Annotated in this window: 16 protein-coding genes; 8 read left to right on the top strand and 8 right to left on the bottom strand. The window is 61.8% G+C overall.

Annotated elements, in window-relative coordinates; all coding sequences use genetic code 11:
* Positions 1-120: 120 nt before the first annotated feature.
* From J4D99_RS03330 to J4D99_RS03310, 5 genes are all read left to right on the top strand, one after another.
* Entirely contained in the window at positions 121-999 is an 879-nt protein-coding gene (locus J4D99_RS03330) for a prephenate dehydratase (RefSeq protein ID WP_208130290.1), read from the top strand.
* Between the two features lie 127 nt (positions 1000-1126).
* Complete coding sequence (locus J4D99_RS03325) at positions 1127-2293, top strand: pyridoxal phosphate-dependent aminotransferase (protein ID WP_208130289.1); 1167 nt, start codon at positions 1127-1129, stop codon at positions 2291-2293.
* A 4-nt stretch (positions 2294-2297) separates the two neighbouring features.
* The gene (locus J4D99_RS03320) at positions 2298-3146 is read left to right on the top strand and encodes a prephenate dehydrogenase (RefSeq protein ID WP_208130288.1); all 849 of its coding nucleotides are present in this window, start codon (positions 2298-2300) and stop codon (positions 3144-3146) included.
* A 76-nt stretch (positions 3147-3222) separates the two neighbouring features.
* Positions 3223-4293: a chorismate mutase gene (locus J4D99_RS03315; protein WP_208130287.1), complete on the top strand. Its 1071-nt coding sequence runs from the start codon at positions 3223-3225 to the stop codon at positions 4291-4293.
* A gap of 145 nt (positions 4294-4438) precedes the next feature.
* A complete protein-coding gene (locus J4D99_RS03310; RefSeq protein ID WP_208130286.1) occupies positions 4439-5476 on the top strand; it encodes an acetamidase/formamidase family protein in 1038 nt (345 codons plus the stop codon).
* A gap of 140 nt (positions 5477-5616) precedes the next feature.
* Here J4D99_RS03310 and J4D99_RS03305 read toward each other — a convergent pair whose 3' ends face one another.
* The 6 genes from J4D99_RS03305 to J4D99_RS03280 all read right to left on the bottom strand — a co-directional run bounded on the left by J4D99_RS03305 (position 5617) and on the right by J4D99_RS03280 (position 20276).
* Positions 5617-6711: an alpha/beta fold hydrolase gene (locus tag J4D99_RS03305; RefSeq protein ID WP_208130285.1), complete on the bottom strand. Its 1095-nt coding sequence runs from the start codon at positions 6709-6711 to the stop codon at positions 5617-5619.
* A gap of 48 nt (positions 6712-6759) precedes the next feature.
* Complete coding sequence (locus tag J4D99_RS03300; protein ID WP_208130284.1) at positions 6760-7761, bottom strand: DUF1028 domain-containing protein; 1002 nt, start codon at positions 7759-7761, stop codon at positions 6760-6762.
* A 141-nt stretch (positions 7762-7902) separates the two neighbouring features.
* Complete coding sequence (locus J4D99_RS03295) at positions 7903-9897, bottom strand: endo-1,4-beta-xylanase (protein WP_208130283.1); 1995 nt, start codon at positions 9895-9897, stop codon at positions 7903-7905.
* 304 nt (positions 9898-10201) lie between these two features.
* On the bottom strand, positions 10202-12310 hold the full coding sequence (locus tag J4D99_RS03290) for a M13 family metallopeptidase (protein WP_208130282.1): 2109 nt from the start codon (positions 12308-12310) through the stop codon (positions 10202-10204).
* A 253-nt stretch (positions 12311-12563) separates the two neighbouring features.
* Positions 12564-14906: a translocation and assembly module lipoprotein TamL gene (tamL, locus tag J4D99_RS03285; protein WP_208130281.1), complete on the bottom strand. Its 2343-nt coding sequence runs from the start codon at positions 14904-14906 to the stop codon at positions 12564-12566.
* A 144-nt stretch (positions 14907-15050) separates the two neighbouring features.
* Entirely contained in the window at positions 15051-20276 is a 5226-nt protein-coding gene (locus tag J4D99_RS03280) for a translocation/assembly module TamB domain-containing protein (RefSeq protein WP_208130280.1), read from the bottom strand.
* A gap of 209 nt (positions 20277-20485) precedes the next feature.
* Between J4D99_RS03280 and J4D99_RS03275 the strand changes: the two genes are divergently transcribed.
* On the top strand, positions 20486-21460 hold the full coding sequence (locus J4D99_RS03275) for an AAA family ATPase (protein ID WP_208130279.1): 975 nt from the start codon (positions 20486-20488) through the stop codon (positions 21458-21460).
* Between the two features lie 175 nt (positions 21461-21635).
* Positions 21636-21911, top strand: coding sequence for a hypothetical protein (locus J4D99_RS03270; protein WP_208130278.1), 276 nt, complete (start codon positions 21636-21638; stop codon positions 21909-21911).
* A gap of 69 nt (positions 21912-21980) precedes the next feature.
* On the opposite strand, the gene J4D99_RS03265 is transcribed toward J4D99_RS03270, so the two are convergent.
* Together J4D99_RS03265 and gldB are read right to left on the bottom strand one after the other, a co-directional pair.
* Positions 21981-23183: a glycosyltransferase family 4 protein gene (locus J4D99_RS03265; RefSeq protein WP_208130277.1), complete on the bottom strand. Its 1203-nt coding sequence runs from the start codon at positions 23181-23183 to the stop codon at positions 21981-21983.
* 11 nt (positions 23184-23194) lie between these two features.
* The gene (gene gldB / locus J4D99_RS03260) at positions 23195-24208 is read right to left on the bottom strand and encodes a gliding motility lipoprotein GldB (RefSeq protein WP_208130276.1); all 1014 of its coding nucleotides are present in this window, start codon (positions 24206-24208) and stop codon (positions 23195-23197) included.
* 82 nt (positions 24209-24290) lie between these two features.
* Here gldB and J4D99_RS03255 point away from each other — a divergent pair, with 82 nt between their 5' ends.
* Complete coding sequence (locus J4D99_RS03255; RefSeq protein WP_208130275.1) at positions 24291-24983, top strand: porin family protein; 693 nt, start codon at positions 24291-24293, stop codon at positions 24981-24983.
* Positions 24984-25005 lie beyond the last annotated feature (22 nt).

Raw genomic sequence — 25005 nt, 5'->3', positions numbered from 1 at the left:
GCGTAGAACGAGTCGCCATGTAGCTAAGGCCCAGAGATTTTAGCAGCGCCACTCGTTCTTCGAGTGGCGCTTTTTTTATGATTTTTTAGCGGCTAGCCGCCGTAGCCAATTTTATCCATCATGCCACAGCACGTTGCCATCCAGGGGTTCAGAGGAAGTTTTCACGAAGTAGCAGCCCGCCAGTATTTCGGGGCTAGCCCCGAGCTGAATTTCTGCGCCACGTTTGGCGAAGTAGTAGCGCAGGTGGCCGACGGCCGCGCCGATGCCGCCATCATGGCAATGGAAAACTCCTTGGCCGGCAGCATACTACCTAATTATCTGCTGCTTGAGCGCAATGCGCTTACTATTACCGGCGAGGTGTATTTGCCCATTCACCAGCACCTGCTGGCGCTGCCCGGCACTACCCTGGCCGAGGTGCAAGCCGTGCATTCGCACCCCATGGCGTTGCGCCAGTGCGGCGATTTTCTGAGCCAGTACCCGAGCTGGCAGTTGGTCGAAACCGAAGACACCGGCCTGAGCGCCCAGCAGCAAGCCGAGCGCCGCACCCCGGGTGTGGCCGTGGTAGCCGGCTCCCAGGCGGCCGAAGCTTTCGACCTGGAAATTCTGGCCCCCGCCATCAACGACGACCCGAGCAACTACACGCGTTTTCTGGTATTGGAGCGCGCCGCCGAGGCGCAGCCGGTGGCTAGCCCCGACAAGGCCAGCTTGTATTTCTATACCTCGCACGCGCCCGGCATGCTGGCGCGCGTGCTCACGCTGGTAGCCAGCCACGGCCTGAACTTGAGCAAGTTGCAGTCGTGCCCCCGGCCTAGCCAGCCCTGGCACTACGGCTTCCACGCCGATGTGGAGTTTGCCGCCCCGGCCCAGCTAGCCGCCCTGCTGGCCGAGCTGCCGGCCGTGACCGAGGAACTGCGGGTGCTGGGGGCCTACCAGCGCGGCAGCATGGTTTTCGGGCAGGAGGTAGAGTCTAAAGCAGGAGGCTTGTCATTGCGAGCGTAACGAAGTGGAGCGTGGCAATCTTTCCTTATGGCATGCGCCATATGGAGGAAGCGGGCGACAAGGAAAGATTGCCGCGCTCCACTTCGTTACGCTCGCAATGACAACTGATTTTTTATAGTAAGTTGATATGCACCTTTCCACTGCCAGCCGCCTGGCCCACACCGGCGAATACTATTTTTCGCGCAAGCTGCGCGAGTTGGCCGCCCTCAATGCGGCCGGGGCCAATATCATCAGCCTGGGCATTGGGAGCCCCGACCTGCCGCCGCACCCTAGCGTAGTGGCCGCGCTGGCCGACACCGCCAGCCAGCCGGGCACCCACGGCTACCAGAGCTACCAGGGCACGCCGGCCCTGCGCCAGGCCATGGCCGCTTTCTACCACACGCACTACGGCGTGGCCCTCGACCCCGCCACCGAAGTGCTGCCGCTGGCCGGCTCGAAAGAAGGATTGATGCACATCGGCATGACCTTTCTGGAAGCCGGCGATGCCGTGCTCATCCCCAACCCCGGCTACCCCACCTACCGGGCCGTGGCCGAAATCTGCGGGGCCGAGGTGCGCGAGTACGACCTGACGGCTGAAACCGGCTGGCTGCCCGACCTCGAAGCGCTGGCCAAGAGCGACTTGAGCCGCGTAAAGATGATGCTGGTCAACTACCCGCACATGCCCACCGGCACGCCGGCTAGCCCCGAATTTCTGCACCAGCTGGTTGCCTTTGCCACGGCGCACGGTATTATGCTGGTGCACGACAACCCGTATGGCTTCGTGCTCAATGAAACGCCGCCCACTAGCCTGCTCAGCATACCGGGCGCGAAAGAAGTGGCCTTGGAGCTCAACTCGCTCAGCAAGAGCCACAACCTGGCCGGCTGGCGCGTGGGCATGCTGGTAGGCCGCGCCGACTGGCTTACCGAGGTGCTGCGCTTCAAAAGCAACATGGACTCGGGCATGTTCCTGGGCATTCAGCAGGCCGCCGTGGCCGCGCTAGCCCTCGGCGACGACTGGTTTCAGGAGCTGAACGCCACCTACCGCGCCCGCCGCGCGCTGGTGCGCGAGCTGCTGGCTAGCCTGGGCTGCGAGGCCGCGCCGGGCCAGACGGGCCTGTTCATCTGGGCCAAGGTGCCGCCGCCCTACGCCGATGGCTACGCCCTGAGCGACGCTGTGCTGGCCGAGGCCCGCGTGTTTTTGACACCCGGCGGCATCTTCGGCAGCAATGGCAACGGCTATATCCGGGCCAGTCTGTGCCAGCCCGAAAGCGTGCTGCGCGAAGCCTTGGAGCGTGTAAAACTTGTAGCTGCCTAGCGCCATGACTATTACCATCATTGGCCTCGGCCTCATTGGCGGCTCGCTGGCCCTCAGCTTGCGGCAGCATGGGCTAGCGAGCCGGCTCATCGGCGTAGAGGCCAGCCCGGCCTATGCCCGCCGGGCCCTGGAGCTGGGCCTAGTTGATGAAATTGATGCCGACCTGGCATCGGCGGTGGCCCCGGCTAGCCTCATAATCGTGGCCGTGCCGATGGATGCTATGCTAACGGTAATGCCGCAGGTGCTTGATATGGTTTCTGACCGCCAAGTAGTTATCGACGTGGGCTCGACCAAGGGCAACCTGCTGGCGGCCGTGGCAGGCCACCCGCGCCGGGGCCGCTTTGTGGCCGTGCACCCCATGGCCGGCACCGAGTACTCGGGGCCCGACGCGGCCGTGCGGGGCTTGTTTGAGGGCAAAACGCTGGTAGTCTGCGATGCGCAGGCCAGTGACCCCGACGCCGTGGCGACAGTCGAAACGCTGTTTCGGGCGCTGCCTATGCGGGTGCTCCACCTCGGTGCGGCCGACCACGACCTGCACACGGCCTACGTGTCGCACATCTCGCACCTTACGTCGTTTGCGCTGGCGCTCACGGTGTTGGAGAAGGAGCAGCGCGGCGAGCAGCGCATTTTTGACCTGGCCGGCGGCGGCTTTGCCTCCACGGTGCGGCTGGCCAAGAGCGCGCCGGCCACCTGGGTGCCCATCTTCCGCCAAAACCGCGAAAACGTGCTCGATGTGCTCGATGAGCACCTGTTGCAATTGAATAAGCTGCGTGAGCTGCTAACCCGCGAAGACTACGCCGGGCTGACCGAACAGCTCGAACACGCCAACCAAATCCGAAAAATCATCCCCTAACGCCCCGTCACTGATTCGCTTTGCGCGCAATGCTAAACGATTAACATTCAGCACTCAACAACTACCCAATTACCCCATGTTCAACGACCTCTTCAACCGCAAGCCCGAGGATAAGCCCTTCCTCATCTCTGGCCCGTGCTCGGCCGAAACCGAGGCCCAAGTACTCGAAACCTGCCAGCGCCTGGCCGCCACCGGCAAGGTGCAGGCCCTGCGCGCCGGCATCTGGAAGCCCCGCACCAAGCCCGGCGGCTTCGAGGGCGTGGGTGCCAAGGGCTTGCCCTGGCTCAAAAAGGCTAGCGAGCTCACCGGCCTGCCGGTGGCCGTAGAAGTAGCCACCGCCAAGCACGTAGAAGACTGCTTGGCCTTTGGGGTAGACCTGGTCTGGGTGGGGGCGCGCACCACCGGCAACCCCTTTTCGGTGCAGGAAATCGCCAATGCGCTGCGCGGCGTCGATATTCCGGTGCTGGTGAAAAACCCCATCCACCCTGAGCTGGAGCTGTGGGTGGGCGCCCTTGAGCGCTTGCAAAAGGCTGGCCTGAAGCAGGTTGGAATGATTCACCGGGGATTTTCGAGCTACGGCAATACCGACTACCGCAACGCGCCGATGTGGCACCTGCCCATCGAGATGAAGCGCCGGATGCCCGACATGCCCATCCTCAACGACCCTAGCCACATCTGCGGGCGGCGCGATACGCTGTTTGCCGTGGCGCAGCAGGCCCTCGACCTCGACTTCGACGGCACCATGATTGAAAGCCACATCGACCCCGACAACGCCTGGAGCGATGCCAAGCAGCAAATCACGCCCGAGGTGCTCAAGCAGCTTATTATCGACCTGGTGTGGCGCCACGAAACCACTGATAAGCAAGAGTTTGTAACTGCCCTGGCCGGTCTGCGCGAGCAAATCAACAACCTCGACGCCGAAGTGATGCAGCTGCTGGGCCGCCGCATGGCCGTGGCCGAGAAAATCGGCCAATACAAGAAGGAAAACGACATTACCATCCTGCAAACCGCCCGCCTCAACGAGATTCTGGAGCGCAGCAAGCGTCAGGGCGCGCAAGTAGGGCTCACCGAAGAATTTGTGGAGCGCTACATGGAGGCAGTGCACCTGGAGTCGGTGCTGCGCCAGGAGAAGGTGATGAACAGCTAAGCAACTATCTGTCATTGCGAGCGCAACGAAGTGGAGCGCGGCAATCTTTCCTTGTCGTTGGGATTACTACCCTAGCGGTAAGGAAAGATTGCCGCGCTGCGCTCGTAATAATAGATAGTTGAAAGGTAGCGCGTACTTTTCAGCGATGAAAAAAAATACGCGATTCCTTATACTGGCCACTGCGCTGCTTACCAGCCTGGGTGCCCAGGCGCAGCGCCTGCCCAAAGCCCAGCACGAGCTGCTGATTACGCCCGCCACCGCCGCCTGGGGCTACTACGATGCGGCGGCGGCGCCCGTGCTGCGCATCAAGTCGGGCGAAACGGTGCAGGTACATACCTTGCTGACTTCCAGCCCCACGCGCCTCGAAGGCGCGGGCGTAGCGCCGGCGCAGGTCGAGCAATCGCTGCGCGATATCTACGATAAGGTGACCAACAAAGGGCCGGGCGGGCACATCCTGACGGGACCCATTTTTGTGGAAGGCGCCGAGCCGGGCGACGTGCTCGAAGTGCGCATCAAAGGCATTGAGCTCGCCATCCCGTACGCCTACAACGGCTTCGGGCCCAAGAGCGGATTTATTCCCGAAGATTTTGGCTACGCCAAGATGAAAATTATTCCGCTGGATAAGAAGCGGATGGTGGCCAATTTTGCGCCGGGCATTGAGATACCCTTGCACCCGTTTTTTGGCAGCATGGGCGTGGCGCCGCCCTCGGCTATGGGCCGCGTGAACAGCGCGCCGCCCGGCACCTTCGGCGGCAACCTCGACAATAAGGACTTGGTGGCGGGCACTACGCTCTACCTGCCGGTGCACGCGCCGGGCGCCCTCTTCTTCGTGGGCGATGGCCACGCCGGGCAGGGCAATGGCGAGGTCGATATCACCGCCTTGGAAACCTCGCTGATTGGCAACCTGGAGTTTATCGTGCACAAAGACATGCACCTGACCGTGCCCCGCGCCGAAACGCCGACTCACTACATCAGCATGGGCCTCGACGAAGACCTGACCCTGGCGGCCAAGCAGGCGGTGCGCGAAATGATTGACTTTCTGATGAAAACCAAGGGCCTGAGCAAAGACGACGCCTACATGCTGTGCAGCGTAGCCGCCGACCTCAACGTGACGCAGGTGGTAGACGGCACCCGCGGCGCCCACATGCTGCTGCCGAAAAATATTTTCGACAAGAAGAAGTAGCTGATAACTTCTTAAAAAAGAACGTCCTGCTCATCTGGTGTCCGCCTGTCGAAACATCTCTGCCGCGCCGCTAGGGTGTCGTTCGGTAGAGATGCTTCGACAGGCGGACGCCAGATGAGCAGGACGTTTTGCGTGGGCTTTTACTTGCTAGCAGCTAGAAACTTCCCGATGTTGTCGTTCAGAAACTTCGCGTCGGCGGGGTTGCTGGCGGCGCCAGCGGTGTGGCCCCACAAGGATGGAATGGGCAGCAGCTGCACGCCCGGAATAAAGGCCGCCTCGTAGCGCGCGTCGCCCACCGGGAAATACAAATCGGTTTCGGAAGGCATGTAGAGAATTGGCACCTTGATGCTGCGCAGGGCTTTTTCGACATCGCCGCCGAAGCCGGGGCTAGTACCCACGTTGTGGTATTCCCAGGTGCGCATCTGGGCGATGAGGTCGTTGGCATCGGCCCCCGGGATGAAGTGCGTGCGGTAGTTAGTGAGCACCTGCTCGAAAGTGACGCCGGGCTTCTCCTCGCTGCGCCACAGCTCCTTGCGCCACCATTCCTGGGAAAACAGCCAGCCGGTCCACACTGTAGCAAAGGCTTCAATGCCCTTGGTAGGAGGGGTGGTGTAGTCGCCATTCTGGAACGCCGCATCGGCCGTGAGGGCGGCAATCTGGCCTTCGAGGCGCACCACGCCGTGCGGGTAGTTTTTGGCCGTGCCAGAGGTGGCCACGATGCGGTCGGCGAAGGTGGGATAGCTCACGGCCCACTGAAACGCCTGCTGGGCGCCCATTGAAAAGCCGATGAGGGCGCGCAAATGCGTAATTTTCAGCTCTTTCGTGAGTAGCTCGTGCACCGCCTGCACGTTGTCGCGGATGGTCATTACCGGAAAACGCGGGCCGTGAAACGGCTCGGGCGTATTGCTAGGGGACGACGAGTGGCCGTTGCCAAACAGCTCGGTCGTGACCAGAAAAAGCTTGGTGGTATCCAGGCACTTGCCGGGGCCGATAAGCCACTCGTAGCCCCGGTGCCCGGCCATGTAGTGCGAAGGCAGCAGCACCGCGTTGTCGCGCTTGGCGTTGAGGTGGCCATAGGTGCCGTAGCCCACCAGCGCTTTCGGCAGCACCGTGCCACCCTCAGTCTTGAAGTTGGTGAGGGTGAAAAAGTGGTGCGGCACCACGGTGGCCGGCTTGGTTTGGGCCTGCGCGCCTAGGGTGGCTAGCAGGAAGATAAAGGCAAAAAACTGGCGCATAGGAATTAGTAAGCTAGTAGTGGTATAGCCCGAAGCAGAGGCTTCGGGCTACTTCAGCGCCAGAATCTGCTTCAGCTCGGCCGGGCTCACCGTGAGCAGGCCCACCTTGGGCAGGCGCTCGGTGAGCGTGCGCCAGTTGGGTTCCTGTTGAAAAATGGGCCGCAGCAGGGCTAGCGCGGCGGGCACCTGCTGCTTGTTGGCCAGCGTGATGGCGTGCCAATACTTCATTTCCAAGTTGCTGGGAAACATCTTTTCGGCGGCCTGGTACTCGGCGATGGCTTTGGGCATGTCGTTTTTCTCCACGGCCAGGTCGCCGGCGTTCATATGGTCGTAGGCACGGTGCAGCTTCAGCAGGCGGCGCAGCTCTACCAGGGGCTTGTCGGCGTCGTCGACGCGCAGGTCCACGAGGCGGTCGGCCCAGGGGCCTTCGGTGGTGGTGCCGCGCACCACGAGCAGCGCGGCCGACTGCCGGCCCCGGATGTCGCCGCCGGCCGCCTGGGCCGCGTCGAGAGCGGCCAGCACGCGCTCGGCTAGGGGGAGGGTGGCGCTGGCTTCGTAGGCCTTGGCCATGGCGCCCCACACGGTGGCGTTCAGCATCATATTGGCCTGCACCGAAAACTGGTTGCCCTGCTGGTGGCCAGCCATATCCACGCACTTTTTGCCGGTGTGGGTAGCCACGCGGCCCTGGTTGTCGAGGATGGCTACCTGGCGCACGTCGCGGCCTTCGTCGTTGGCCAGCAGCTCGTCGAGCGCCTGTTGGGCGGTTTTGCCACTCTTAAGCAGGGCTAGCCCCCGCAGGCCAAACGACTTATTGGTAAACGACTGCGTGGCCACCACGCCCACACCGGCCTCGCCCCAGCTCACCGAGGTGCCCACCGAAAACCAGTGGCTTTGCACCGCCACGGCCATTTCGCCGGTCTTGGGGTCGCGGGCCACGATGCTGAAGGTGTGGGCCAGCGGGTCGGTAGCCGAGTAGATAGATTGGGCTTGCGCGGCCGGGCTAGCCAGCCAAAGCAGCGCCGCCAGAAAAGGTAGAAATTTGCGTAGCATTAGGAGAAAAAAAAGGAAAACCGAAGGTACTTCCCAGGCCGCGTCTCGGCGCCCGCTAGGGTGCCGCCAGTAGCCAACACGTAACAGCCCTCCGACCACCAAGGCCGAAGGGCTGCGCAGGAAGCAAGCAAGTCTGTTGGGTTAGTCGATGGTGAGACGCTGGCTAAAGGTGCCGGCGCTGGTGCTCAGGCGCATGGTATACAAGCCTTTGGCCACGCCCAGTAGCGGCAGCGAGCGCATGGTTTCGCCCGAAGCCGGCAGGGTTTGGTGCAGCACAGCCTGCCCTAGCGCGTTGAAGAGGGCTAGCTCTACGGGCTGCTGGCCGAGGCTGGCGGGCAGGCTCAGTGCCACGCAGCCGCCACTGGCCGGGTTGGGGTAAAGAAACACGCCGGCGGTGGCCGCGGCCGCGGCTTTGGCGGCTAGGGTAGCGTTTTGCACATAGGTGCGCAGCCACGTCAGGGCCGGGCGCTCGGTGTTGTCGGCGTTGATGAGGTAGGCGCCCTGGGCCGTGCGCCAGTGGCCCACATGAGCCCCCCAAAGGGTCACACCCTTCACGTTGGGGTTTTCCCAAAACAGCGGAAACACGCGCTGGTACTCTGCCAGCTGCACGGCGTCGCTACTATTGCCGTTGGCGTCGAGCGCGTCCGAGTCGTACTCCGTCACGTAGAGCGGCACGCCTGTGGCCGCCAGGGTAGCCAGGTTGGCAGTGATGGTGGCCGCTGGCACACCCGCCGTCGAGAAAGCGTGCCCCTGAATACCTACCCCATCAATCAGGCCCTTGGATTTCAAGAGGTTGATAATGGCGGCATACGTGGCCGCCCGCGTTGCGGAGTTCTCCACGCTGTACTCGTTTAGCATAAGCTTGGAGCTGGGGAAGTACTGCCGCGCCAGCTGAAAGGCCGTCACTATCCAGTCGTAGCCCGTGGTGCCGGCGCCGCCAAGCGCATTGAGGTAGCCGCCGCCGTCGGCCACGGCCGTGCCGGCCGGCGTGCCCGGTACGCCAATGGTCGTAACGCCCGTGGGCGGCGTGTTGATAGGCTCATTTACCACGTCGATGTGGTCGAGGCGCTTGCCCTGAAAGTGCGTAGCCACCGCTGCGTACCATTTCTTGATTTCGCGTAGCTGGGTGGTGTCGGGCAGGCCCTTTATCCAAGTGGGCTGTTGCGCCCCCCAGATGAGGTTGTGCATCCGAAACACGCCATTCACGGCCACGGCCTGGGCGTAGGCCTTGTCGAGGTCGGCCCAGTTAAACGTGCCGCGGGTGCCTTCCACACTGCCCCACTTGCCGGCGTTGCCGGGCGTCACGGCGTTCCAGTATTTGTCAAAATTGACTGCTTCATTGGCGTCGTACTCGCAGCCCAGGTACTTGGATTTGCCGGTGGCCAGGGCCGGGCCGGTGGGCACAAACGTAACGGGCGCCGTGGCCGAGCCTTGGGTGCCGGCATCGAGCTGGGCCACGCTGAAATACAGCCCCGTTTGGCCAAACACGAACTTGTCGAAGTCCAGCCCATCCTCGCGGGCACCAATCTGGAAAGTTTGCGTCAGGGCCCCGGCCGCCACCGTGAAGGTGGTGCCCGCCGCGCCATAGCCGCTGTATTTCGACATATTCACCCACTTCCACACGCCGGTGGCCGCGCCGCCGGCACCATCTACCGGCACGCTGCCCGAGCCCGCGCCGTAGCCTACAGTCGCGAGGCCGTTGGCCGTTATCCAGTCGGCTCCGGTGGTAGCGCTCTTTGTGCCGAAGGTTTTGGCATAGAAGTAACTATCGTCATTGGCGCCACCGGGGCCTACCCGCATACGGGCATACAGGTCGTAGGTGCCGGGCCCCGGAAACGTGACGGTGTAAGTGAGCACGCGCGCATCGGTGGCCGGGGCCACGCCGCCCACCCCGCCGCCGGGCGAGGTCGGTGAGGTGTAGCCCGACACATCGGTGAGCGTGGTCATGTAGGTCACCACCGGGGCTGTGGTGGTGCGCTTGGCCCAGTCGCCGACCGTCGCATTGGCAGAAGTGGCGGGCACCGAGGTGCCGGTTTCAGCCTCTATCACCACCGGCGCGTTCTGAGCCAGCAAAGGGGTGAAGTGGCTGCCGAGTGCAGCCACCAGCGCAATCGTTGTGCGTTGAGGTTTCTTCATAGCGAAGTTTATTTAGGTGGGAAAAGGAGGACCAGCGGCCGGTGCGAGGCTGGCAAAGCCCCTAGCCAATAGCTAAAATTAACCCGCTAACCTGCTCAATAAATGCTTGTTTATGAAGTACATGGGCTATTAAAAGGCTGCAAACGTTTGTGATAGGCTGGCAAACGTTTGTGATAGGCTAAAATGCCCGAATTTTTAGTAAGCGGTATTTTCTAGCCGGGTAGGAACAGCCTCACCAATCACAAAAAAGAAGCCCTAGCAAACGCTAGGGCCTCTTTTAGATGCGAGTAGCAACCTACCTGGCCTACCAGATAACTGCCCGGTCGGCCTGGGTGCGCACCATCTTGTCGCCCTCCTTGCAGCCGAAAGCCGCCTGAAACTGCGGCATGTTCATAATCGGCCCGATGGTGCGGTACTGGCCCGGCGAGTGCGGGTCGGTCTGGATTTGCTGGCGCAGGGCCTCGGGCCGAATATTTTGGCGGCGCAGCTGGGCCCAGCTCAGGAAAAAGCGCTGCTCGGGCGTGAAGCCGTCGTAGAGCGGGCGCGGGCCGTTGCCGTAGCGCTGCTGGAGCTGCTTTTCGAGGGCGCCGTGCACGATGGTGAGGCCCGCAAAGTCGGCCAGGTTTTCGCCCATCGTGAGCTTGCCGTTTACGTGCACCGAGTCGAGGGGCGAGAAGGCGTCGTACTGGCGGCCCACCACGGCGGCGCGCTTCGTAAACTCGGCCGCATCCTGGGGCGTCCACCAGTCGCGCAGGTTGCCCTGGCTGTCGTACTGCCGGCCCTGGTCGTCGAAGCCGTGGGTCATTTCGTGGCCCATCACGCCGCCGATGGCGCCGTAGTTCACGGCATCGTCGGCCTTGGGGTCGAAGAATGGCGGCTGCAGGTAGCCGGCTGGAAATACTATCTCGTTGAGCGCCGGGTTATAATAAGCGTTGATGGTGGGCGGCGTCATGCCCCACTCGGTGTGGTCGACGGGCCCCCCGAAGCGCGCAGCCTCGCGGCGGCTTTCCCAGAGGCGGGCGGCCAGCACGTTTTTCAGGTAGCTCTCGCGGCTGATGGCTAGGGCCGAATAATCCTTCCACTGGTCGGGATAGCCGATTTTTACGCGTAGCGCATTCAGCTTTTTCAGGGCCTCGGCTTTGGTGGGCGCGCTCATCCAGGTGTTGGTTTGGATGTGTTCGGCCATGCTGGCCTTGATGTTGGCCACCATTTCCAGCGCCTTTTGCTTGGCCTCGGGCGAGAAGGCCTTATCAACGTAGAGCTGGCCAAAGGCCTCGCCCAGCGTGGCATCGGTGGCGGCTTGCACCCGCTTCCAGCGGGTAGCTTGCTGCTTGGCGCCGGTCAGCACCTGGTTGTAGCGAAAGTTAGCATCGACGAAAGCGGCCGGCAGGGTAGTGGCTACCGAGCGCACCAGGTGCCAGCGCATATAGGTTTGCAGGTCAGCCAGCGGCTCGGTCCTGAGCACGTTATTTACCTCATCGAAGAACGCGGGTTGGCCCACGATAATCTCTTGGGCTTTAGCTAGCTGCATATCGGCCAGCAGCTTGGGTAGCTGCAGGGCCGGGTAGCGCTGGGCGGCGCTGGCTAGGGCCATCTGGTTGTAGTTAGCCTGCGGGTCGCGCAGCTCCACGCGGGTTTTGCTGGCCTGGGCCAGTCGCTTCTCGATGCGCTCTACGGTGGCGGCGTTGCGCTGGGCCGTGGCCACGTTATCGCCCAGCAGGCCAAATAGCTGCTGCATATAGGCCTGGTAAGCCGCGCGCACTTTCTGCGAGCGCGGGTCATCCTTGAGGTAGTAATCGCGGTCGCCCATGCCCAGCCCGCCCTGGTCGAGGCCGATGACGTAGCGCGTGGTGTTCTTCTCATCGACCTGCACGCCGCCCCGGAAGAAAGTGCCCGTGCCGAGCTCCTGCTCGTGCGCAATGAGGGCGGGCAGCCCGGCGCGGGTTTTGAGCGCCGCGATACGGGCTAGCTCGGGCCGCAGCGGCGCGAGGCCGGCTTTCTCGATAGCCACCGTGTCCATGGCCGAGGCGTAGAAGTCGCCCACTTTCTGGGTGTTCGAGCCCGGCGCGGCGCTGCGGTTGGCAGCGGCCTCTTCGAGTATCTGCTTGAGGGTGGCCTGGGTGCGCAGGCCTAGCAGGTTGCGCGGGCCCCAGCTGGTAGCATAGCTCGGAATAGGGTTGGCTTTGAGCCAATTACCACCCGAAAACTCGTAAAAATCCTGACACGGCGACACCGAGCGGTCGAGGTCAGCCACATCGAGGCCCACACCCTTGAGCATGGGTGGCGCGGGCGGTGCAGGGCTAGCGGTGGTAGTAGCCACGGGGGCAGCCGGGCCACTGCCGGCGCAGCCGGCTAGCCCCAGCAGCCCCGCACCAAGCAGCGTACCGGCTGCGAGCGAAGAAAAAGTGGTCATATCGAAGAGGGTAGGAGGGGAAGGAGAGAAAAGGCGCAGTCGCCAGTTCGGCAAACATAACCGTTGCCTTCCCAATGCCGCTGCGGCCTTTTCCAGTTTCTTCCTGCCTAAGCTAGCTATAGTGCTACGCCGACCAGTTAGGCCTGTAGCCCACACCGCGCACGTTCAATAGCTGTACCAGCGGTGCAGGTGGGGATGAGATGAGAAGCCACATGGCTCCCCATTTCAAGGGCTAGCCCCGCTGGTAGAGCTATTAGAACGGGTAGCCGATGGCCAGGTTCAGGCGGCCGGCCTTGTCGTCGGGGGTGCCGTAGTTGGCGCGCAGCGGAATGGCATAGTCGAAGCGCACAACGAAAAACTGCACGTCGATGCGCAAGCCCACGCCGGTGCCCACGGCCAGCTGCTTCAGGGCCTGGCTGGCCACAAACTGGCCCCCCGGCCGCTGGGGGTCATTGTTCAGGAGCCAGATATTGCCGGCGTCGAGAAATACGGCGCCCTTCACGTAGGGAAACAAATCCTGACGGTACTCGATGTTGCCTTCCAGGCGCAGGTCGCCCACTTGGTCGTAGTAGCTGTTTACGATGTCGGTGCCGGTGGGCTTGTACGAGCCCGGCCCAATCTGGCGGGCGGCAAAAGCCCGGATGGAGTTGGGACCGCCGATACCGTACTGGCGCAGGTAGGGCAACGAGCCGCCCGATGAGTTGCCGTAGGGTAGGCCTATGCCTATCTGCAAGCGCCCCACGATGCGGTTGCCAGAAGTAGTCTTGGGGCTGATGCGGTAGTATTCGCGCAGCTCCAGGTCAAACTTGGCGTACTGCGCAAAGGGCTGACCCGCAACGGTGTACTTTTCGGTAGGCGACTTGCTGCCCACCACAGCGCTGCTGATAGCATTGGCCAGGTTGCCGCTTACCTCGGCCTGCCCCTGGAAGAAAATCTGCTGGCGGCGCTGTTCCAGAACCTGCTGGTTGTATGTATAGCGGTACGAGCTGGCCAAGATAAACTGCGACTGGTAGGCCTGGCGCAGAAAGGGCTTGGCGCGTAGCACCGAATCGAAGGCAGCCGTGCTGGTGAAAGCATTATAGGCTACGTCGATGAGCTTGATTTCCTGCTCGTTGGTAATCTTGGTTTTCCAGCTGTAGCCGTAGTTGAGGTTGTAGCTGGTGGTGCTGAAGTAGCCCGAGCGCGACACGTAGCGCACGCCCGTCCCAAAATTGGTGCGCGGCTGAAAGTCCGAGTTGACCAGGTGAGGGTCCAGAAACGGCAGGTCGGGCGCAATGAGGCGCGGCACAATAACCTGGGCATTAAGCCCAAACTCATTGGAAATAAGGCCCGTATTGCTGCGACTCTCGGCGCCGGCCGGGGCGCGGGTCGAGGTTTCGGTAGAGGCCACGCCGTTGATAATGAGCTGCTCAGCGCCCCGAAAGGCCGAGCGGTTGCGGTAGCTAATGGTAAGGCCCGGCCCCGTAAAGCCATTACTCTTGCTGATAAGCTGCAGCTCGGCGCGCAAACTTTTCTTCTTGAGCTGGGTCATGAGCACGTCGGAGTCAAGGCGGGCGCGGCCGGCCGAGTCGCCCGCTGCCGAGGGCCGAAACTTGATTTCAACGAAGCGAAACGTGCCCAGGCTCATGAGGCGCGACAGCGTCTGGTCGCGCCGCCGCTGCCGAAACAAGCTGTCGGGGCGCAGAAAAACGGCCCTGGTAATGGCCCGCGCCCGAAACACGCTCTCGTCGGGGAAATAGCGGTACTTCTCAAACATCACTGGCTGGCGGCTCGTGGTGTCGGTCAGTACGTAGTTGGTATTCAAGGTGATGGTCTTGAGCCAGTAAGGCCGCAGGGCCTTGGCCGGCGCGTCGTTCTTCACCTTATAATACACGTTTACCTTGCCCTGCAGCGTGCTATCGACCTGAAATAGAAGGTAGTTCGGGTTGAAGTAATAATACCCTTCGTTTTTGAGCGCCAGGTCGATGCGCACCCGCTCGTTGGTGAGCACGTCGAGGTCGTAGGGGTCGCCTGCTTTGAGCAGGCTAGCCGCCTGCGTGCCCCGGATGGCTTTGTCAATCAAGGTGTCGCGGCCTGGGAAGTGAATTTCCTGGATGGTGTACTGCTGGCCGGGGCGGGCCGTGTAGTCTACCTGGGCCGTGTTGGCTTTCGTCTTTACCTCACTCGTCACGGCCCCGTGAAAGTAGCCCCGGTTTTGGAGGCGGTTCACCATCAGGTCGCGGGTTTGCTTGGCTTTTACCTGGCTCAGCAGCACGGGGGCTTCACCAAACTTATCGGCCAGAAGGTGCCCTAGCCCTTTCTCCTTGCCCACGCCCAAGTGCCAGAAAAACAGCTTGGGCCGCATGCCCAGAAACGAGAAATTGGGCTTGGGCCGCACCAGGGTAGCCAGCTCCGTTTGCAGCGCCGATTGGTTTTTGAGCTTGGTCGGCGAGTCGATGGTCACTTTGCTGCCCGTGTACAGCTTCTGGCCCTCGGGCACGTAGCGCAGGCCCGAGCAGGAGCCCAGCAGCAGCGCTGCAGCCAGGCCGAAGGCTAATGTAAAATGAGCGCGCCGGAAATAGTTGATAAACAGAAGGGTAGTGAAAAAACGCGTCATATGGAGCTTGCCGAAGTAGCTAGCCCGCGCCGCTGGAGTAATACTCCAACGGGGCGAACTGGCTGCTTCGACAAGCGCCGCATGATGTGCTTTTAAAACAGGTTTCATCAATTTATCCGGTTTCAAGTGCCTCATTCCCAATACTTATTTCTTCTTGATGCTATCCGCGCGCATGGCGCCGTTGGCGGCGGCCGTCGAGTCGGTCAGGTGCTGGTCGCGCCGCTTTTCTTCTTCCTTCTCCAGCTTGTCTTGCTTGCGCGTCTGGCGGCGCTCCTTCTTCACGTCGCGGCTCACTTTCTCAAATAAGTCCTTGAAATTGCTGTAGTCGCGCTGAAAGACCAGCGAAGCGCCCGTGCGTACGATGGCCCCGTCGATGTCTTCGTAGCTGTTTTGGCGGAAGGCGCGCAGGCGCAGGCGGCCGTCGGCCAGCAGCGTGTACTCGATGCTCACATCGCCGGCGAAGTTGCTGGCGGCGCTGCTGCCCTGGGTGGCCTGGGTGCCGGTATTGCCGCTCAGCGGCACGTCGGTACCCAGCCGCACGGTGAGGCGGTTATTGAGCAGCTGGCGGCGCACGGCCACGTTGAGGTCGGTGCGGCCCTGGGCCGAGCCACTGCTGTAGTCGGCCTGGTTGGTCACGCCCAGGTCGAGGCCCAGGCCGGCCAGGTACTTGCCGGTCAGGTTCTGGAGCTGGTCGGTGAGCACCTGGCTCACCGAGCCGCGCAGCTGGCTGGCCACAACGCCCTCGCCAGCCGTGGTCTGGAAGGGGTTTTGCTGAATAAACCGGCCTAGCACAAGCAGCGAAAACACCTGCTTGCTTAGCTCCGACGTCTGGCTGGGCTGGCGCAGGTTGCCGAGCACGGCTTCTACCTCCGCCCCCACCGGGCTGCTGGTCGAGCTAGGGGGCTGCGTTATGTCAAAGCTGATAGTGGGCTTGCTTAGCTGGTCGGTAGCCTTAATTAAGACGTTAAACGGCATCAGGTTGCGCGATACCGTGCTCGCCGTGGGGTCGAGGGTGCCCTGGGCGGCTAGCAGGTCGGCCGGGGCAGCCTTCACCCGGTAAGCCGCCGTGATGTTGAGGTCGGCATTATAAGGGTCGCCGTTCCACACCAGGTACGAGCCCCGGGTGATGATAAACTCGCGCGTGGCCAGGCCATAGAGCGAGAGCCGGTATTTGCCCCGGGTCACGTCGAGGCGGCCGGTCAGGGTGAGGTTGCCGCTCGGGTCGAGCGTAGTGGTGAGCGTGCCCGCCGCCCGCACGCGCAGGTTATCACCGCTCACCGGGTCAACGACAAAGGTGAAGGGCGTATTATCGGTAATGGTAATCGTGGCCGTGAGGTCGTAGCCAATGGCACTGGTGTTAGTTGAATCGGGGTCGGTAAGCACCACCAGGTGCGGCTTGGGCCGCATCTTCAAATCCACAAACTGCACAATGCCTTCGCGGGCTACCACGCTAGGGTCGGCCGAAGGGTTTTCTACCGTCAGGTCCGAGCCCTTCACTACCGTAGCGCGGGTATCTATTTTGATAAGTGACAGCGGCCCTGTCAGGCGCGTTTCCGAGTCCACTACCAGGCGGCCGTAGTAAAGCGTGTTTTTTTCGGTGCGCTTGCTGCGCACGGCCATAAAGTCGTTGGTGGTCACGCGCAGGTCAAAGGCGTAGTCAAGCAGGTTCTTGGTCAGCAAGTACCCATTGGCCACCGCTTTATTGCCAGCCGAGTCGAGCACCGTGAAGTTGTTGAAGGCGATGCCTTTATCATCAAACGTGACGGGCTGGCTCACTAGGCGGAACGGTGACCCTAGCTGCGGCACCACAAAGCTGGCATCGGGCGAGGTAGTGAGCTGGCCGCGCACCTGCGGCGCACTCGGGGTGCCGGCTATGTTCAGCTGCCCCGTCAGGAAGCCCGTGCTCTGGCTGATTTGCCCGGCCGAGAACGGCTCGGCGGTCTTCACGTTGAGGCGGGCCACGTCGAGCACGAAGGCCAGCGGCGTGGCATTGGGCGCCGTGTTGTACGTGCCGTGCAGGGTGGCGTCGTTGCCCCCGCCGCCGGTCAGGCGGGCATTCACGTCGTAGCGGTCGGCCACTGGGTTGCTGGCCTGCAAGGCCAGGTCGCCGAGCACTACCTTATTGTACAGCAAGTCCTTGATGGTCAAATTAGCCGTAAAGGCTTGCTTCTTGGTGCCCAGCCCCCGCGCCACGGCCTCGCCATTGAGCGTGCCCCCTAGCGTAGAGTCGCGCTGGCCGATGGCCCTGCTCACAATGCCCAGGTTAAATTGCTCGAAGCGCAGGGCTAGCGGCGAGGTGTTCACGGCCGGGTTCTGGCTCTGCACTACCAGGGTCGAGGTGCCATTGCTCAGGCGCAGGTTGTTGGCCACAATGGTGCCGTCGGCGTTGTAGCGCACGTAGTTGCCGGCACCGGCCGTCCAGGTATCGTAGTTGATAATCTGCTCGGGAGCGGCCACAAACTCGTAGGCGTCGTGCCCATGCTGTTCGAGTGCCTCTACGGTGCCTGCCAAGGCTAGCCGCTCGCGGTTGCTGCTGTCGCCCAGGATGGCCACGCGAGTATTTATTTTATTGTCGGCCAGATTGCCTACTATGCTGGGCCGGCGCAGCGACAGCGTCGTATCCTGGCGGGCGCGGGCTAGCCGCACGGCGTAGTCGAGCTTCTGCGGGTCCGAGCCTACGTCGAGCTTCACCGAGTCGAGCCGGTAGTTCTGGTAGCGAATAAAGCGAATGGTTGATTTTGCCGTGAGGCGGGCTGCCGCACGGCTGTAGTCGCCGGCCAGCGTAAAGGGCGAAATCCGCTTCAGGCCGCTCACAAACTGCGTCAGAATGCGGGGCCGCTTCACCCGCAGCAGGTAGGTGAACTGGCGGTTGGCACTAGGGTCGCGGAAGGGCGTTACGCCGTCGAGGTGGAAGTAGCGGTTGACGTGCTTTTGCAGCTCCGTGGCCAGGTCGCCCAGGTGCACGTTGCCGTCGAGGTTGATGGCCGCCACATTCGAGTTGAAGTCAATCGCCGTGCGCGAGGCATTCTGCACAATGCGGCCCTGCACCGAATCGAGGGCGAAGGGCTGCTTATCCTTCACCAGCACAATATGATTGCCGCTGAATGTGCCGTTGATTGTGTTCAGGCTCGACCCGCGCAGGTTGGCTTTCAGGTCGCCCTTCACTTGCAGGTTGCCGCCGGTATAGAAGCCCAGCGCCGTGAGGTTGGCGCCGCGCAGGTTCAGCGAGGTCACTTCGTAGCTCGGGTTCTTGGCGTCGCGCAGGTTCACCACGGCCTTCAGGTCGAGGTCAAGGTTGGGGTCGTCGTGGCTGCTGGCCGCGATGGTGTATTTGCCCCGGTCAATATCCACGGCCGTGCTCACGCCGTGGTAGGTGTAGCCGTTGTAGCGGGCACTCTGGATGTTAGCCGTCAGCTTGCCCACCAGCGTGTTAGGGTCCTGCAAATTGCCGGTAGCATTAATACGCCCGGTGCCCGTAATCGGCCCAATGGCGGGATCTTTCAGCAGCTTGCCGGCATCGAAGTTCTGCACCGCGAAGGTGCCCACCAGCGGCTGCTGGCCATTGGCCTGCTTGGCCCCTAGCCGCCCGCTGAACGCCACGTTGCCATAGGTCGAGCGCAGCTTCAGGTTGGTGTCGAAGGCCAGCGTAGTGGGCCGCCCTCGAAAAGTGCCGCTCACCGAAAGGCTAGGGGGGAGGCTGATGTTGGAAGGCACCGTGCCCTTGGGCAACACGCTCAGCAGGTCGGCGCGCGTGGTGCTGAAGCGCTGAATGTCAAGGTCTACAAACAAACGGCTATCCACGTTGGGCAGGCCCACAATGTGCGCCCGCCGGGCCTGCACCACCGTGTTGCGCAGCCCCACAAAATCAAGGTTGCGCACCAGCAAGTCGCCCAGCCGGCCCGTCACCAGCCCGCTCAGCAAGATGCTTTGGTTGGGGCCGGTGGTGAAGGGCGGCGTATCGGCCAGGCTCGGCACCAGGTAGAGCACGTCGCGGAAGCCCAGCCGGGTGGTGCGCAGGTCGCCGCTCAGGCCCAGGTTGGGCAGGTCGGCGGCGATGGCGCCCAGGCTCTTATAGCGTATAGCCAGGCTGCGCCGAATGTGCGAATTGGGCGTCACCAGATTGAGGCTGTCGAGCTTGATTTCGACCGAGTCGTACACCGCGTTGGCCCTGGCCGAAGTAATAGCAAAGCCGCTCTGGTCGCGGCCCGCCAGGTTGTCGATGCGGCCGGCGGTGCGGTTGGGCGTGGCCACCAGGTCGCGCGTATTCAGCACGAGGTCAGTAAAATGCAGGTGGCTGTAGTCGAGCGCCGGATAGCGGCTCCGCAGTTTGGGGTCGTTGAAGTTATCGAAGTTCACCGCTAGCCCGCTGATGTCGCTCTGGCCTAGCGTCACGCGCCAGCGAATGGGGTTGGGGTTGGCCTTCTCCGCAGCCTCGTTCACCTTGCGCACCGCTTTGGCGGGGTTAATGGGTGCTTTTTCGGGCGTAATGTTCTTGTTCTGGGCGTAGGCGAAGGTGGTGTTTTTCAGCGTCAGCTTGTTCAGGTCGATGTGCTCGCGCAGCAGGTCAATATTCTTAGCCGTGACGTCGGCTAGGCCCACTTTGCTGTCGATATACTGCGCCGCCGGCTCGTTTTTATACGTGAAGGCCACGTCTTCCAGCGTCGCCCGGTTTAGCCCGAATGTTAAGTCGAGCGGCTTGGTAGGCTTCTTATTGTCCAGCTCGGGCGCCGTTTTGGTTTGCTCCATCCGGATGGCGGCGTGGCGCAGCGCCACGTTATCCACCTTATACACCGACTTATCCACATCCACCTCGTCCATGTTCACGAGCAGGTCGCCGAGCCGGGCCCGCAGGTCGGAGCCGGCCACCTGGTCTTGCTGCGTAAACAGAATGTTGGCCAGGTGCACCCGCCCAATGTCGTACTTCAACCCCGCGCTGGTCGTATCGACCGGCGCCGTAGGGGTGCTAAAAGCCTTAACAATAAAGCCGTAGTTGGTGACGCTGTCGGGCTCGGTGCGCGTAAGGCGCACGCGGCCGTTTTCCAGCTCTACGTCTTTAATATTCACCTGCTTGTGCAGCAAGGCCCAGATGTCGAGGCTCACGCCCAGGTGGCCTACGCTCAGCAGCGTGTCGCGCTGCTGGTCGGCCAGGTACACATTGTCAAAGTTGATAGCGTGCCGGAGGTCGGTGCGGAAGGTGCCTAGTCGCACCTCGGTCTTGAGCTTGTCGCGCAGGTAGCCTTCGGCGCGGCGCGCTACAAAATCCTGGCCCGCCGGGAATTGCAGGAACACAACGACGCCTATCACTAGCAGCAATACCAGTGCAATCAACCCGAAGACCACGTACAGAAAGCGCCGTAGATATACTGACACAGGCAGATAAAAGGAAAGCGAAGCCGCGCCCGGCTTCAGGAGAGACAGAATCGAAGCTTTCCAAACGGCAAACCATCGGCCGGGGTTGGGTATTTGCGTTGGAAGTGTGTCCAACCTGGACCATACAGTTGCGTTTAGCACGTCTCCCACGCCCCGCAAGGAGGCCATGTGCCGCGCCGCTATCCGGGGCACCGCCGTTACTTTGCCCTATGCAGCCTACTTCCGCCCCCGATTACCGACCGCTTATTCGCCAGGCCTTCGCCGAAATGGAAAAAGTGGTGGTGGGCCAGCGCGCCCTCGTCAACCGTTTGCTTATCGGCGTCTTCACCGGCGGCCACATTTTGCTTGAAGGCGTGCCGGGCCTAGCCAAAACCCTCACCGTAAGTACCCTGGCCCAGGTGCTGCACCTGCATTTTCAGCGCGTGCAGTTCACGCCCGACCTGCTGCCCTCCGACCTCGTGGGCACCATGATTTACAACCAGAACCAATCGGTTTTTGAGGTGAAGAAAGGACCCATCTTCGCCAACCTCGTGCTGGCCGACGAGATAAACCGCTCGCCGGCCAAGGTGCAGAGCGCTCTGCTCGAAGCCATGCAGGAAAACCAAGTCACCATCGGCGAAACGACCTATGCCCTCGACCGGCCTTTTTTGGTGCTAGCCACCCAAAACCCCGTGGAGCAAGAGGGTACCTACCCGCTGCCCGAGGCGCAGGTCGACCGCTTCATGCTGAAAGTGCACGTCGATTACCTCAAAAAAGCCGATGAGCTGGAGGTGATGCGCCGCATGGCCAACCTAGGCTTTCAGGGTGATGTGCGGCCGGTGCTAACCAAGGAAGATATTTTTGGTATCCGCGACCAGATAAACCAGGTCACGATTTCCGATACGCTGGAAAAGTATTTAATTGAACTGGTATTTGCTACGCGCCGCCCGGCCGACTACGACCTGCCCGAGTTTGCGCAAGCCGTGCAGTTTGGGGCTAGCCCGCGCGCCAGCATTGCCCTGCACCGCGCTGCCCGCGCCGTGGCCTATCTCGACGGCCGCGACTACGTGCTGCCCGAAGACATCAAGGATGTGGCCGAAGATGTGCTCAACCACCGCATTCTGATGACCTACGAGGCCGAAGCCGATGGGATTCGCACCCACGACCTGATTGAGGCTATTCTGCGCAAGGTGCCGATTTCGTAGGCTGCTTAGGCTGAGATAGACCTTTGATTGTCAGTAGAATGCTGCCGGCGATATGCCTGAGCTAGCCCGCTGTCACGGCCTGCATTTAACCTTTTAGTTTGGGTAGCGTTAAAGGCGAACGATTTCTGACTTCTGCGTGAAGTCAGCTCTTCCTTCCACCGAAAATACTACTCTTATGAAAAAGCTGCTTGTTCTCGCCGCGCTATTAACCGCTGGCGCTTATTCGGCTAACGCCCAGACTGGTACCACGACCACGACGACCCGTCAGACCACCACGACGCCTACTACCACGACCACGACGCCCATGACGGGCACCATGCAAACTACGACCCCGTCATCAACCACGGTAGAGTCGACCACTACCACTGCCCAGCCCACCAGCCCCAATACGATGACCGTACCGGCCGGCACGCGCATCAAGGCTAACCGCAAAAAAGTAAAAGTTAAGTAGTCGCTACTTAGCGTAAGTAAAAAGGCTCGGCTGCAAGCACTTGCAGCCGGGCCTTTTTTGCTAAAGGGGCTAGCCCGCGGCGTTTTCCAAAATGCGGCGCATCTGGGCCGCCAGCGCTACCCGGTCAAACTCGGCCTGGGCCAGTGCTCGGCCGCGCTCACCCGCCGCGGCTAGGGCCACGGGGTCGGCCAGTGCGGCATGCAGGCAAGTAGCCAGGGCTGGCGCATCGCCGGCCGGCGTGTACCAGCCGCAGCGGTGCGTTTCGACGAGCTGCTTTGTCCAGCCGGCGTTAGTTACCACCACGGGCGTGCCTACCGCCAGCGCATCGTAGAGCTTAGCCGGCGAGTTGGCATCGAGCACCGGCAAGCCCAGAAAGGACACAATAGCCACATCGGCCAGCGCAAACCAGCTGAACACCGCGTGGCGTGGCTGCCCGCCCACCAGCCGAATGCGGCCGGGCCAGCGCGCCGCTGCGGCTGCCACCAGCGGCGCATAGTAGCCATGACCAAGAAACAGAAACGTCACCGCCGGGTCGGCTGCCACTAGGGCCTCCGCGGCTGCCACCACCGTCGGCATGTCGTTGGCCCGCCCGAAGGTGCCGGCGTAGAGCACCACCCGCTGCCCGGCCAGGCCCTGGGCCTGACGTAAGACCGCCACGGCGGCTGGGGTAGCGCGGGCCGCCAGGTCGAGGTCGGTGCCATTGAGCAGCGTAGTGATTTTGCTTTCAGCAATGCCTAGCCCGGCCACGTAGCGGCTCATATCGGGTGAAAGCGGCACAATGTGCGCCGCGCTTTCATACAGCCTTTTCTCTAGCGCAAAGAGCTGCTGCCGGGCTAGCGCGGTAGGTACCGCGCCCATTGCCACCGGAAAAGAAGGCCATAAATCCTGTACTTCAAAGACCCACGGCGCCCGCCAATGCCGCGCCACCCGCGCCGCCGCCCAGGCCGCCGTGAGCGGCGTGCTGATGCCCCACACCACATCGGGCTGCGCAATGCGCCGGCCGGCACGCACCGCCCACGCCGCATACTGCGCAAAGGCTAGTGCCCGCCGCGCCGGCCCCATCTTGTTGTCATATGGGATATTAGCTTCCAGCAGTTCCACGCCGGGCGGCACCCAGGGCCACTCGTGCGTGAGCTGCTGGCTGCGCCAGGCGGGCGTGGTGAGTAGCGTAACGCGGTGGTGCCGGGCTACTTCGGCCAGCAGCGTGTAGTGCCGGCTAGTAGCTGGGCAGTCGGGGCTGGTGTGGTACTGGCTGAAAACGGCAATGTGCATACGGTCACTACCTACTGCTTCTTCGGCCGGTAGTGCGACTCATTCAAAATGCGCTGGGCATCTTTCTCGGCCATAAGCTGGGCTAGCGTCACGCCCGAGTGCTCGGTCATGTATTTGCGCACTATTTGCAGGCCTACCCACTGGCCGACCCGGCCGGGACAGGTACGGTCTATTTCGGGCACATTGGGCCGCTCACCTACGTATTTCTGAATTACAAACGGCGTGGTGCTGAAGAGCAGGTTGTTTTCGAGAAAGTGCCCCCAGATGCGGGCTTCGTTGAATTTGACATTTGCCAAATCTTTAGCTGAGTAGCCGATGAGCAGCGAGTCGGACGTGCAAGGCAGTACCGCACCGGCAAAGTAGAGGCGCTTGCCCTGGTCTACCATCTGGTCCAGCATCGAGGTGGCCGTCAGCTGGTGGCGGTTGTATTTGCTCGACACCGCTAGGGCCAGCGTGGGCAGCACAAACGCCGGGCGGTAGCGCCGCAGCATGTAGTGCGGCAAGTCGGGCCGGTACTTGGCTTTCGGCCCCGCAAACCAGTCGAGGCTGATAACGAGCAGGCTGTCATTTACATAAACATCCTTGCCCATCAGCCCACTCACGTAGGTGGCCGCCACGGCTGGGGCCTTGAAGTCAGGAAAATAATACTTCACTCGCCCAAACATGCTCGCCAGCTCTTGGCGCAGGCTAGCCGAGTCGGCAAAGGCGGTGGCGGTTTGCTGGCTGAGCTGCTGCAGGTCGGGGTTGGTGGCCAGCTGCGCCAGCGCTTTGGCTAGGGTATCGGGTGGCGCCTGCCCGGCTTGCAGGTAGTAGCGGGCAAAAACGGGATTGGCGCGCATAAACTGCAACCCTTCGGCCGGATTCTTAATCTGGAAGAAGGCCCGCTCCAGGTGTTTTAGCTGTAGGGAGGCGGCCGGCGCATTGGCGGCTGGGTCGGGGCGGCAGCCATCGGCGCCCTGGCGGCAGCCGGCTAGCAGCCCCACCACTGCCAGCAGCACTATCGAAGTAAGCGAAGAGAGTTTCAAGCTCGGAGTATTTTTGTGCAAAATTACACTTTCCCAACGCCCTATCCCGTTTGGTAGTGCTAAACACTACCTGCATCACTGTATGAAAAAACTATTTCTTACGCTGGCAGCTCTGGCTGTAGCTCCGGCCGCCTTTGCCCAAGTCGAGATTGGGCTTAAAGTATCGCCGTCCATCTCTTACCTGCGCACTAGCTCCACTTCGGCTACCTCCTTTCAGAGTGAGAGCAGCAAATTCAGCTTCGGCGGGGGCATATTCATGGACTACTTCTTCGGCGAGAACTACGCCTTTAATACTGGCTTATTCTTGACAGGTAAAGGCGGCACTATCTCTTACCTCGACCGCAATCCGCTTTCCATGTCCCAGCTTCCGGGCACCCGGGTTGAGCAAAAAATAGCCATCCAATACCTAGAGCTGCCGCTCACGCTTAAACTCTTTACCAATGAAGTGGCCCCCGCCACGCGCATCTACTTCCAGGTAGGGGGCTCGCTGGCCGTGCCGGTGCAGTCGCGCATCAATGGCGAGAAATATTATACCGACCCCTACGACAACAATAACCAGACGTCGGCCAGCAGTCACGTACTTCCCGTCGATGCCAACCTGATTGGCGCAGTAGGCGCTGAGTATCAGCTTGGCAAGAGCACGAAGTTCCTGGCCGGGCTCAGTTATCACCACGGGCTGGTTGACTTCGACCGGTACTTCGAGCGCACCCGCAACTTCTCCGATGTAAGTATTAAAAACAGCGTTTTCTCGCTGGATTTAGGTCTTAAATTCTAGACCACGGATTCGGATGGATTTT

The organism is Hymenobacter sp. BT559 (assembly GCF_017571525.1).
Classification (GTDB): Bacteria; Bacteroidota; Bacteroidia; order Cytophagales; family Hymenobacteraceae; genus Hymenobacter; species Hymenobacter ginsengisoli.
This window is presented reverse-complemented; position numbering and strand designations above follow the sequence as displayed.

What these genes read in the sequence shown, in the direction of transcription:
- J4D99_RS03330 (WP_208130290.1), top strand. Translation starts at nt 121, where the DNA reads ATGCCACAGCACGTTGCCATCCAGGGGTTCAGAGGAAGTTTTCACGAA.
- J4D99_RS03325 (WP_208130289.1), top strand. Translation starts at nt 1,127, where the DNA reads ATGCACCTTTCCACTGCCAGCCGCCTGGCCCACACCGGCGAATACTAT.
- J4D99_RS03320 (WP_208130288.1), top strand. Translation starts at nt 2,298, where the DNA reads ATGACTATTACCATCATTGGCCTCGGCCTCATTGGCGGCTCGCTGGCC.
- J4D99_RS03315 (WP_208130287.1), top strand. Translation starts at nt 3,223, where the DNA reads ATGTTCAACGACCTCTTCAACCGCAAGCCCGAGGATAAGCCCTTCCTC.
- J4D99_RS03310 (WP_208130286.1), top strand. Translation starts at nt 4,439, where the DNA reads ATGAAAAAAAATACGCGATTCCTTATACTGGCCACTGCGCTGCTTACC.
- J4D99_RS03305 (WP_208130285.1), bottom strand. Translation starts at nt 6,711, where the DNA reads ATGCGCCAGTTTTTTGCCTTTATCTTCCTGCTAGCCACCCTAGGCGCG.
- J4D99_RS03300 (WP_208130284.1), bottom strand. Translation starts at nt 7,761, where the DNA reads ATGCTACGCAAATTTCTACCTTTTCTGGCGGCGCTGCTTTGGCTGGCT.
- J4D99_RS03295 (WP_208130283.1), bottom strand. Translation starts at nt 9,897, where the DNA reads ATGAAGAAACCTCAACGCACAACGATTGCGCTGGTGGCTGCACTCGGC.
- J4D99_RS03290 (WP_208130282.1), bottom strand. Translation starts at nt 12,310, where the DNA reads ATGACCACTTTTTCTTCGCTCGCAGCCGGTACGCTGCTTGGTGCGGGG.
- tamL (WP_208130281.1), bottom strand. Translation starts at nt 14,906, where the DNA reads ATGACGCGTTTTTTCACTACCCTTCTGTTTATCAACTATTTCCGGCGC.
- J4D99_RS03275 (WP_208130279.1), top strand. Translation starts at nt 20,486, where the DNA reads ATGCAGCCTACTTCCGCCCCCGATTACCGACCGCTTATTCGCCAGGCC.
- J4D99_RS03270 (WP_208130278.1), top strand. Translation starts at nt 21,636, where the DNA reads ATGAAAAAGCTGCTTGTTCTCGCCGCGCTATTAACCGCTGGCGCTTAT.
- J4D99_RS03265 (WP_208130277.1), bottom strand. Translation starts at nt 23,183, where the DNA reads ATGCACATTGCCGTTTTCAGCCAGTACCACACCAGCCCCGACTGCCCA.
- J4D99_RS03255 (WP_208130275.1), top strand. Translation starts at nt 24,291, where the DNA reads ATGAAAAAACTATTTCTTACGCTGGCAGCTCTGGCTGTAGCTCCGGCC.